The 10,841-nt window shown below is 55.1% G+C and carries 9 protein-coding genes; 7 read left to right on the forward strand and 2 right to left on the reverse strand.

Annotated features, from left to right (window positions below; translation table 11 throughout):
• Nucleotides 1–12 precede the first annotated feature (12 nt).
• On the reverse strand, nucleotides 13–909 hold the full coding sequence (locus MED193_RS03915; protein ID WP_009808344.1) for a YicC/YloC family endoribonuclease: 897 nt from the start codon (nucleotides 907–909) through the stop codon (nucleotides 13–15).
• Between the two features lie 251 nt (nucleotides 910–1,160).
• Here MED193_RS03915 and MED193_RS03920 point away from each other — a divergent pair, with 251 nt between their 5' ends.
• On the forward strand, nucleotides 1,161–1,976 hold the full coding sequence (locus tag MED193_RS03920) for a PAS domain-containing protein (protein ID WP_009808345.1): 816 nt from the start codon (nucleotides 1,161–1,163) through the stop codon (nucleotides 1,974–1,976).
• A gap of 186 nt (nucleotides 1,977–2,162) precedes the next feature.
• Here MED193_RS03920 and MED193_RS03925 read toward each other — a convergent pair whose 3' ends face one another.
• Nucleotides 2,163–3,539, reverse strand: coding sequence for a class II 3-deoxy-7-phosphoheptulonate synthase (locus MED193_RS03925; RefSeq protein WP_009808346.1), 1,377 nt, complete (start codon nucleotides 3,537–3,539; stop codon nucleotides 2,163–2,165).
• Between the two features lie 194 nt (nucleotides 3,540–3,733).
• On the opposite strand from MED193_RS03925, the gene MED193_RS03930 reads away from it, so the two are divergent.
• The 6 genes from MED193_RS03930 to MED193_RS03955 all read left to right on the forward strand — a co-directional run.
• A complete protein-coding gene (locus tag MED193_RS03930; protein WP_039965847.1) occupies nucleotides 3,734–4,732 on the forward strand; it encodes a GlxA family transcriptional regulator in 999 nt (332 codons plus the stop codon).
• A gap of 472 nt (nucleotides 4,733–5,204) precedes the next feature.
• Nucleotides 5,205–6,398, forward strand: a complete 1,194-nt coding sequence (locus MED193_RS03935) for an ABC transporter substrate-binding protein (RefSeq protein WP_039965850.1) — start codon at nucleotides 5,205–5,207, stop codon at nucleotides 6,396–6,398.
• A 97-nt stretch (nucleotides 6,399–6,495) separates the two neighbouring features.
• Nucleotides 6,496–7,281, forward strand: coding sequence for an ABC transporter ATP-binding protein (locus MED193_RS03940; protein ID WP_009808350.1), 786 nt, complete (start codon nucleotides 6,496–6,498; stop codon nucleotides 7,279–7,281).
• Nucleotides 7,282–7,371: 90 nt separating this feature from the next.
• Complete coding sequence (locus MED193_RS03945; protein ID WP_009808351.1) at nucleotides 7,372–8,085, forward strand: ABC transporter ATP-binding protein; 714 nt, start codon at nucleotides 7,372–7,374, stop codon at nucleotides 8,083–8,085.
• Between the two features lie 437 nt (nucleotides 8,086–8,522).
• Nucleotides 8,523–9,533: a branched-chain amino acid ABC transporter permease gene (locus MED193_RS03950; RefSeq protein ID WP_009808352.1), complete on the forward strand. Its 1,011-nt coding sequence runs from the start codon at nucleotides 8,523–8,525 to the stop codon at nucleotides 9,531–9,533.
• The coding region (locus MED193_RS03955; protein WP_009808353.1) for a branched-chain amino acid ABC transporter permease at nucleotides 9,530–10,841 on the forward strand (1,312 nt) is incomplete at its 3' end. The genes MED193_RS03950 and MED193_RS03955, both read left to right, overlap by 4 nt.

A 10,841-nucleotide genomic window follows, 5' to 3' on the forward strand; every position in this document is an offset into this window, starting at 1 on the left:
TCTCCTTTGGAGTTACTCTATATTTTGCACTTGTTCGCGCATTTGGTCGATCACTGCTTTCAACTCTAGACCCACCGAGGTCAAGTCACTGTTGAGCGCCTTGGAACAGAGCGTATTGGCCTCGCGGTTAAATTCCTGCATCAGAAAATCAAACTTTCGCCCTACGGCGTCACCGGTGGACAAAAGCTCCTCTGCAGCAGTGACATGGGCCGCAAGCCGATCGATTTCCTCGGTCACATCAGATTTCACCGCCAGCATCGCCAACTCCAGGGCAACACGGTTGGCATCAACCCCTTCAGTGTTTTCCAGGACCTTAGCCAGATTGGCCTTAAGCGCCTCTGCCACCAGAGGCTTGCGTGCCTCGGCGCGCTCAGTTGCCAATTGGGTCAAACGCTTCACCTCTGCCAACTGATCGCGCAGAACCTGCGCCAGGGCTGCCCCTTCTGCTTCACGCATTTGAACGAATTGGGTCAAAAGGCTTTCGAATTCCTCTTTTAATGCGGCGACCAAGGGGGCCGGGTCATCCTCGGTCGCTGTGGTCTCCAGAACCCCACGTATTGACAGCAAATCCGCACCAGAGGTTACCGAAAGATCTACCCCTGCGGATTGCGCCAGTGCCTCGGCCTCTGCCAGGGCGGCGAGGACAGAGGCCAATAGAGGTTTGTTCAGTGAGAGCGTGCCAGCGCCTTCTTCTCCCCGGCTGATCCGAAGCCCCAAAGAGACATTGCCCCGCGCCAACCGGTGGCCCATGACCTTACGCAGATGGGCTTCGAGCCCCTCTAACCAGTCCGGCACGCGTAGCCGCAGATCCAGCCCCTTGGCGTTGACAGAGCGCATTTCCCAGCTCCAACTATGAGCGGCAAGCCGACCCTGGCCCGAGGCAAAGCCCGTCATGCTTCGAATTTTCATCAATTTTTCCTTATCTGGCCAACTGGCTGCAACTTCGGGCCCAAAACTGTGTCGTCAGACGAGGTGACAGACCCAAAAGGATAGGTGCTTATCCAAAGGCGTTAACCATTGCTTTAAGTTTTAGTCCAAATTTGAATAATATTATGGCATGTTAACTGCAAGGTAACCATCTAAACGGTACGAATAAGGCAGTCGACAGACTGTGTTGCGGACTTGATGGGACATGAACCGGATAACGTAAGGAAAAGCACATGTTTTTTGGCGATAGCAAAAACACTAGCCAGGGCAAGGGTCACAACAAGGTGGTTGCCATGACAAATTTCCGTAACACCGTTCCGGTTTCCTCCATGCGCCAGGCAGAAGCCTATTGGACAGCTCTGCGCCGTGGTGACGATATTCCAAGCCGCGCGCAGATCGATCCACGCGGGCTAGAAAACATCCTGTCCCAGACCTTCATTCTGGAACGTGTTGCGCCCGGTATCGCCCGCTTCCGTCTGGCCGGCCAAAAGGTCAATGAAATGGCTGGAATGGAAGTGCGCGGCATGCCGATCACCGCCTTTTTCACCCCTGAAGCGCGCAAACAGATGAGTGCTGCGCTCGAACATATGTTTGAAGCTCCTGCGATCGTAGAGATCGAGATGCAGACCGAAGGCTCCCGCCTGCGCGGTCGCCGCGAAGCGCGCATGTTGCTGCTGCCCCTGCGCAGTGATCTGGGCGATGTCAGCCGGGCGCTTGGGGTCTTTGTGTCCGAAGGCAACCCAACAAAGACGTCTCAGCGTTTTACCATCACTTCGATCGAGATGCGCGCCATTGCCAAAGCCACTGATGATACTGAATTCAAAGCAAAATCACGTGGTTCGGATGATGTAAACACACCTAATCCTGAGTTTGCAAAATTGCAGTCCCGTATGACGGAAGAAACTTCGATATTGCAGGAAGCGCGTGATCTGGCGGACCTCAAGCTCTCCAGACCTGCCCGAGACACTTCGCGCGCGGACGCCAAGAGTAAATCCAAAGGATCACATCTACGGCTGGTTTCCAGCCGTGATGATACGACCGTTTCGTAAAATTTTAGCCGCATTCTAGTCTATTTGGTCATAGTCTAGTTACCAGCGCCCCGTGGAAGAATTCCCGGGGCGTTTCCCTTTGCATCAACAAAAGTTCCCCTCAAAACCTTGCAACGATCTGACAAAAGAAAAACCGCCCCATTAGCCTGGGGCGGTTTTCTAGTCAGTATTGGCGGCGGCAGCGGTTTAGCTGGCTTCTGCACTGCGTGCCTGACGCTTGTTGCGCAGGTCTGACAATTCTTCGGCAACCAAGAAGGCCAGTTCCAATGATTGGCTGGCGTTCAGACGTGGATCACAGGCGGTGTGATAGCGATCGCTCAGGTTCTCATCCGTCACTTCACGAACACCACCGGTGCATTCGGTGACATCTTGGCCCGTCATCTCAAAATGGACGCCGCCCGGCGTCGTGCCTTCGGCGGAATGGACTGCAAAGAAATCCTGAACTTCGCGTAGGACGCTTTCAAAGGGACGGGTCTTGTAGCCGGTAGAGGATTTGACGGTATTGCCATGCATTGGGTCGCAGACCCAGGTGACCTTGGCCCCTTCTTCTTCCACGGCTTTGACCAGACGCGGCAGGTGCTCTGCCACCTTGCCGGCGCCAAAGCGGGCGATCAGGGTCAGACGGCCCTCTTCGTTTTCTGGGTTCAGGCGTTCCATCAGCACCTTCAGGTCATCGGCACTGGTGGTTGGGCCACATTTCATGCCAATGGGGTTGAGAACCCCGCGGCAGAATTCAACATGGGCGCCATCAGGTTGACGTGTCCGATCCCCAATCCAGAGCATATGGCCAGAGCCAGCGAGCCATTTTCCGGAGGTCGAATCCAGCCGCGTCAGCGCCTCTTCGTATTCCAGCAACAACCCTTCGTGGCTGGTATAGAATTCAACGGTTTGCAGCGCGTGTGAGGCATCATTGTTGACGCCAGCGGCTTTCATGAAATCCAGTGTATCGGTGATACGATTGGCCATTTCACGGTATTTCTGGGCTTTTCCGCCCTCGGTAAAGCCTAGGGTCCAGGCATGTACCTGGTTCACATCCGCATAGCCGCCGGTTGAAAAGGCGCGCAACAGGTTCAGCGTTGCAGCCGCCTGGGTATAGGCTTGCAGCATCCGCTTGGGATCAGGAATCCGGGAGGCTTCGGTAAAGCCGAGATCGTTGATGATATCGCCGCGGTAGCTGGGCAGTTCCACGCCTTCTACTGTTTCAGTTGGCGCGCTCCGGGGTTTGGCAAACTGGCCGGCCATCCGGCCAACCTTGACCACCGGAACCTTGGCGCCATAGGTCAGGACCATGGCCATCTGCAGCATGACCTTAAAGGTATCGCGGATCGCATCGGCGCTAAACTGTTCAAAGCTTTCGGCACAATCACCGCCCTGCAACAAAAAGGCCTCACCGCGGCCGGCGGCGGCCAGATGTTGTTTCAGGCGACGTGCTTCCCCGGCAAAAACAAGTGGCGGATAGTTTGAAAGCTGCGCTTCAACGGCCCCCAGGGCCGCAGCGTCGGTATAGTCGGGCATCTGCACGCGGGGTTTGTTGCGCCAGTTTGCTTTTTGCCACTCACTCATAGCTTTTCTCCGCTTAAGAGGTCTTTGTAATAGAACGGATGCCACCTATACAAAAACGTACCCGTGCTGACCAGTTTAGATTTGCTCCCTCTTGACCCGGCCGCAAACCTATGGTCACGGTTTTTGTGTATCACGCGGGGCTGACTTCACACAGGTCTCCCCCGGTGCATTCAAATTTTGCCAAGGATGTGCCCATGCAAGCTCACAGAAAACCGGTCGAAACACCAAAAGAAACCGGACCCACTAAAAGATATGTATTTGTTTTGTTGGAGAGATTTTCCATGCTCTCCTTTGCGTCGGCGGTTGAATGTCTGCGCATTGCAAATCGTATGGCAGGACGTAACGCCTATAGCTGGAGCTTGCTGGGAGAAGAGGGCGAGAATGTTACCTGTTCAGCCGGAACCACTTTTGCTGTGGATGGTGATCTCGGCGATCTGCAACGAGATGACACTATTTTGGTCTGTTCCGGTGTAAACGTACAGGGTGCCACCAGCAAAAAAATGCTTGCATGGCTGCGTCGTGAGGCGCGCAAGGGCGTGACGGTGGGCGGGCTATGTACCGCCTCCTATGTTCTGGCAAAGGCCGGTTTGCTGGATGGAAAACGCGCAACGATCCACTGGGAGAACATCGACAGCTTTGCCGAAGAGTTTGAAGAAGTAACCCTCACAAAATCTGTTTTTGTGATTGATAACAACAGGCTGTCAACTGCGGGCGGCACTTCTTCTATAGATCTTATGTTGAAACTCATTGCCAATGATCTTGGTGAAGAGTTGGCCAATGCCGTGGCAGATCAGTTGATCTACTCGTCAATCCGCACCGATCAAGACACTCAGCGCTTGTCTATCCCGACGCGTATTGGTGTGCGCCATCCGAAATTGTCTATGGTGGTCCAAATGATGGAAGCCAATATCGAGGAGCCGATCAGCCCTTCTGTATTGGCACAGGATGTTGGCATGTCGACCCGGCAGCTCGAACGTCTGTTCCGGCGCTACCTCAATCGAAGCCCCAAACGCTATTATATGGAGTTGAGACTGCAAAAGGCGCGCAATCTATTGATGCAGACCGATATGAGTGTGATCAATGTGGCTCTGGCCTGCGGATTTGCGTCCCCGTCGCATTTTTCCAAGTGTTATCGCTCACACTACAATACTACCCCCTACCGGGAACGCGGCAGCAAATCGGAATCCCTGTGATTCTGCCGCATGATTCTTGGGGTGATTCCGCCTGTTGAAACAGTCGTAAGCCCTCCGGTCGTCAACCTATTCTCAGTTTTGGATCCATTTTTTTTGCAGTCGGTGGGGATTGGTTTCTTCAGCGCCCCCTTGGTTTTCCAACTGATCAATTTTTAGCCAAAATTGGTTGGACCTCAGAGGTTTGCCGGAAGTTCAAACCGCACCGCAGGCCCCAGATGGGATCCTAATTGTCAGTTTTTATCAGTCCGGCGAGTGTTTGAACTGCGACAAAATGGTCTCTGTGTTCTTCCCCTCGTGCTCCGAAGTCTGTAGAGCATTCGCCTCATCAGGCCAGCCCAAAACGGGAGGGTCCAAGAAATGAGAGCAAGCTGAGGTCAAACCCCTCGCCCAGGCCAAGAGGACTTTCCTTTTGAAAACACCTTGCCTAGGGTTTGATCTGAACACACTTGTTCCAAAAACTGGGAGAACTATGATGAAAAAACTGATGATGGCCACTGCGGCCCTCGCGTTGACTGCTGGCACCGCCTATGCAGGCGGCCACGCCAAGGAAGTGAAACTTGGCGTTCTGATCGGCTTTACCGGCCCAATTGAATCCCTGACAGCTGCGATGGCCTCCGGTGCCGAAATGGCAATGGAAGAAGTCACAAAATCTGGCAAGCTGCTCGACAGTGCCACCGTGACATCCGTGCGTGCTGACACTGGTTGTATCGATAACGGCCTGGCGGTGGCAAACGGCGAAAAGCTGATTGCTGAAGGCGTCAATGGTATTATCGGTGGCGACTGCTCTGGTGTGACGGGTGCGATCCTGCAAAACGTTGCTATTCCAAACGGGATGGTCATGGTCTCCCCTTCGGCGACGTCGCCTGGTCTTTCCACCATGGAAGACAACGGCTTGTTCTTCCGCACCTCGCCCTCAGATGCGCGCGAAGGTCAGGTCATGGCTGAGGTTCTGCAAGAAAAAGGCGTCGAGTCCATCGCCCTGACCTATACCAACAACGACTATGGCAAAGGTTTGGCAGACGCGATCAAGACCTCCTTTGAGGCTGTTGGTGGTGAGGTAACCATCGTTGCAGCCCACGAAGACGGCAAAGGTGACTACTCCGCCGAAGTTGCGTCTCTGGCCTCTGCTGGTGGCGATATTCTGGTTGTCGCCGGGTATCTTGACCAGGGTGGTCTGGGCATCATCCAGTCCTCGCTGGACTCTGGCGCATTTGACACCTTTGGTCTGCCAGGTGGCATGATCGGCGACAGCTTGCCAAAGAATGTTGGATCTGACCTGGATGGCTCTTATGGCCAGATCGCCGGTTCTGACAGCGAAGGTGCAGCTATCTTTGCCGAGCAGGCCAAAGCCGTAGGCTTTGACGGGACCTCTGCCTATGCGCCAGAATCCTATGACGCTGCTGCATTGATCCTGCTGGCCATGCAGGCCGCAAACTCGACTGATCCTGCTGAGTATGGCGCAAAGATCATGGATGTGGCCAATGCGCCTGGTGAAGTGATCAACCCCGGTGACCTGGGCAAGGCACTGGAACTGATCGCGGCCGGCAAAGATGTTGACTATCAAGGTGCCACTGGCGTTGAGCTGATTGGCCCCGGTGAGAGCGCAGGCTCCTACCGTGAGATTTTGGTCAAAGACGGCATGAACACCACAGTAAAGTTCCGCTGATCTCTCTTGTAGGGTCATAATACCAAAGAACAGCCCGGGGATTTCCCGGGCTGTTCCAAATTTAGAAAGCCGAAAATGCGGCAGGGGATAGAATGAAATGATCGTCGTCGATGACTTGCATAAGCACTTCGGCGGGTTCCACGCGGTTGACGGCGCTTCGCTCGAAATCGCCAAGGGGTCCATTACCGGTTTGATCGGCCCAAACGGTGCCGGAAAAACCACCCTTTTCAACGTGATCGCAGGCGTGCTTCAGCCCACATCTGGTCGGGTGACCATGGATGGGGAAGATATCACCGGCTTGCCGCCACATGAGTTGTTTCACAAGGGGCTGCTGCGCACCTTCCAGATTGCGCATGAGTTTTCCTCAATGACCTGCCGGGAGAACCTCATGATGGTGCCGGGTGCACAATCGGGCGAAAGCCTGTGGAACACCTGGTTTGGCCGCAAGCGCATCGCTGATGAAGAACGTGCCCTGCGCGCCAAGGCCGATGAGGTGCTGGAGTTCCTCACCATCAGCCATATTGCCGATCTGCGGGCAGGCGAAGTGTCGGGGGGCCAAAAGAAGCTCTTGGAGCTGGGCCGCACCATGATGGTGGATGCCAAGATCGTTTTCCTGGACGAAGTTGGCGCCGGGGTTAACCGCACCCTGCTTTATACCATTGCCGACGCTATCAAACGCCTGAATGAAGAACGCGGCTATACCTTTGTGGTGATTGAGCATGACATGGAATTCATCGGCCGACTCTGTGATCCGGTGATCTGTATGGCCGAGGGCAAGAAACTGGCTGAGGGTACGCTGGATGAGATCAAGGCCAATGAGCAGGTCATTGAGGCCTATCTGGGAACTGGCCTGAAAAACAAAGACAAGCTGGAGCAGGCCTGATGGCGGCAGATCGGAAGATTTGGGGCTCTGCCCCCGCCGCGGTGCGGCTCCCCCGGAATATTTATGCAAAGGTGATGCAGGGAGGCGCGTATGTCTGAACCCTTTTTGATTGGTGACGGCATGACAGGGGGATACGGCAAGGGGCCGGATATTCTGCATGACTGTACCATCGCCGTGAACCCCGGCGAAATCGCCGTGATTGTGGGGCCCAATGGGGCCGGGAAATCCACCGCCATGAAGGCAGTCTTTGGCATGTTGAATGTGCGCTCGGGCGCGGTGCGTTTGGGCGGTGAGGATATCACCAAGCTCAGCCCGCAGGATCGGGTGATCAAGGGTATGGGATTTGTGCCCCAGACCAGCAATATCTTCACCTCGATGACGGTGGAAGAGAACCTGGAGATGGGGGCCTTCATCCGCACGGACGATATCAGCGGCACCATGGAGCAGGTCTATGACCTGTTTCCGATCCTGCGCGACAAACGCAACCAGCCCGCAGGTGAGCTGTCCGGTGGTCAGCGCCAGCAGGTGGCCGTGGGCCGCGCGCTGATGACCCAGCCCAAGGTCCTGATGCTGGATGAACCCACAGCGGGCGTCTCCCCCATCGTGATGGATGAGCTGTTCGATCGTATCATCGAGGTGGCCCGCACCGGGCTGCCGATCCTGATGGTGGAACAGAACGCCAAGCAAGCGCTCGAGATCGCTGACAAAGGCTATGTCCTGGTGCAGGGGCGCAATGCCTATACCGGCACCGGGCAAGAGCTGTTGGCAGACCCTGAAGTGCGCAAATCGTTCTTGGGGGGGTGAGAGATGGTTGGAAAAAAAATGTGTTTCGTTCCTTTGATAATGCTCACCTCTTGTAGTTCCTATGGCCGTGTTGGACAGCCCGATGCTGAGAAGATTATCCTAGAGTGTTCTTTCGATAGGCACTGCGACGATTTGGACGATATCTCTAGCTGTAGCTCTGTTTCTCCCCAGTCTTTTGTTCTGCACCAAGAGGCTTCGAACAATTCTGAAAATGAGATGAACATCGTGTCCTCCGATCATTGCGGAGCGGATTGTTTTGAAGTGTTTGAAAGAAAGCCTGTTGGCGAGACGATCTTGTTTGCAAGCCGCTCATTTACCGATTTGAGTTTTACTCCGTCGGATCGGAGCGCTCGAATGAACTATAGGCAAAACATGCGGGATGGCTCGGTCGAAACATTCTCATATTTAGGCACATGCTTTGTGGGAGCGGCATTCTAATGGATCTTCTCAACGCCCTTGTGGCGCTTACCAATTTCGTGATGATCCCCGCTGTTGCTTATGGCAGCCAGCTCGCACTTGGCGCGCTGGGGGTGACGCTGATCTACAGTATCCTGCGGTTCTCCAATTTTGCCCATGGGGACACCATGGCCTTTGGCACTATGATGACCATTCTGGTCACCTGGTTGCTGCAGTCCTGGGGTGTGAGTTTTGGCCCGCTGCCAACGGCGCTTTTGGCCCTGCCCTTTGGTATTCTGGCGACCATGGCATTGGTGCTGATCACCGATCAAACCGTCTATCGTTTCTACCGCGCCCAAAAGGCCAAGCCGGTGGTCTTTGTCATGGTCTCGTTGGGGGTGATGTTCATGATGAACGGCCTTGTCCGTTTTATCATCGGCCCCGGCGATCAGCGCTTTGCCGATGGCGAGCGCTTCATCATCAAGGCGCGCGCCTTTAAGGAGATGACCGGGTTGCGCGAGGGTCTGGCGATCAAGACCTCTCAGGGCATCACTGTGATCACGGCCATTGTGGTTGTGGCGCTGCTGTTTTGGTTCCTCAACAAGACCCGCACCGGGAAGAGCATGCGCGCCTATTCCGACAACGAGGATCTGGCGCTTCTGTCCGGCATCAACCCGGACCGGGTGGTGATGTACACTTGGCTTATTGTGGCTGCTTTGGCGACCATCGCCGGGGTGCTCTATGGTCTAGACAAGTCGTTCAAGCCCTTCACCTATTTCCAGCTGCTGCTGCCCATTTTTGCCTCGGCGATTGTTGGCGGTTTGGGAAGCCCGCAGGGCGCCATTGCAGGTGGGTTTATCATCGCCTTTTCTGAGGTCACCATCACCTATGCCTGGAAGAAGGTGCTGAACTATGCCCTGCCTGACAGCCTCGCGCCGGATGGATTGGTGCAACTGCTGAGTACCGACTATAAGTTTGCGGTCTCCTTTGCCATCCTGATCATCGTCCTCCTGTTCAAGCCAACAGGGCTCTTCAAGGGGAAATCGGTATGACTGATACTATGAAACACAGCCTGATGTTTGCCGTGGTGGCAGTTCTGATCCTTTTGGAAGGCCTGACGGACTGGAGCTTTTTCTCGGGTTCTTGGAACTCGTCCTTGGTGATCCTCAACATGGGGCTGATTTCGGCGATCATGGCGCTGGGGGTGAACCTGCAATGGGGCTTTGCCGGATTGTTTAATGTGGGCATCATGGGGTTCACGGCTTTGGGCGGGCTTGCTGTTGTTCTGACGGCAATGCCTCCAACACCCGGCGCCTGGAGTGCCGGCGGCCCCGGTGTTCTCATGGCCATGGTCATGGGCGCGCTAACAGTTGTCTCAGCAGTCGCCGTGACAAAGATGGTGCCAAAGGGACGCCTGCGGGCCCTTTTGATCTTGGCGATCCTGATTATTGGATTTGTCATCTATCGCGCCCTGTTTGATCCATCGATTGAAGCCATCGAAGCGATTAACCCAGCCCTGGAAGGTAATATTGGGGGGCTTAACTGGCCCGTCATCCTATCCTGGCCTGTGGGCGGTCTTCTGGCCGCAGGTGCTGCTTGGCTGATCGGCAAAACCGCCTTGGGTCTGCGCTCAGATTACCTGGCGATTGCAACTCTGGGCATTGCCGAGATCATTATCGCGATCCTGAAGAACGAAGACTGGCTGTCGCGCGGTGTGAAAAACGTTGTCGGCCTGCCGCGTCCGGTGCCCTATGAGGTCGATCTGCAAAATGACCCCTCCTATGTAGAGTGGTTTGCGGGCTTTGGGATGGACCCTGTGTTGGGTTCCACGCTCTATGTCAAACTGGGCTACGCGGGGCTGTTTTCCTTAGTTCTGATTGTCCTGCTGTGGATGGCTCAGATGGCACTCAAAAGCCCCTGGGGCCGGATGATGCGCGCCATTCGTGACAATGAGGTGGCTGCGCAAGCCATGGGAAAAAACGTCACCAAACGCCATTTGCAGATCTTTGTGCTGGGCTCAGCAATCTGCGGCATTGCAGGTGCGATGATGACCACCCTGGATGGGCAATTGACACCGGGGACCTATAACCCGCTGCGCTTTACCTTCCTGATCTGGGTGATGGTGATCGTGGGCGGCTCTGGCAACAACTTTGGTTCAGTCCTGGGCGGTTTCCTGATCTGGTTCCTCTGGATCAAGGTGGAACCCATGAGCCTGGAGCTGATAACGCTGCTCACTTCTGGCCTGGATGATGGTAGCTTCCTGCGGGGGCATCTGATGGAAAACGCCGCGCATATGCGACTATTCACCATGGGGCTCATTCTCCTTCTGGTGCTCCGCTTCAGCCCACGCGGCTTGATCC

This window comes from Roseobacter sp. MED193 (assembly GCF_000152965.1).
GTDB lineage: Bacteria > Pseudomonadota > Alphaproteobacteria > Rhodobacterales > Rhodobacteraceae > Pseudophaeobacter.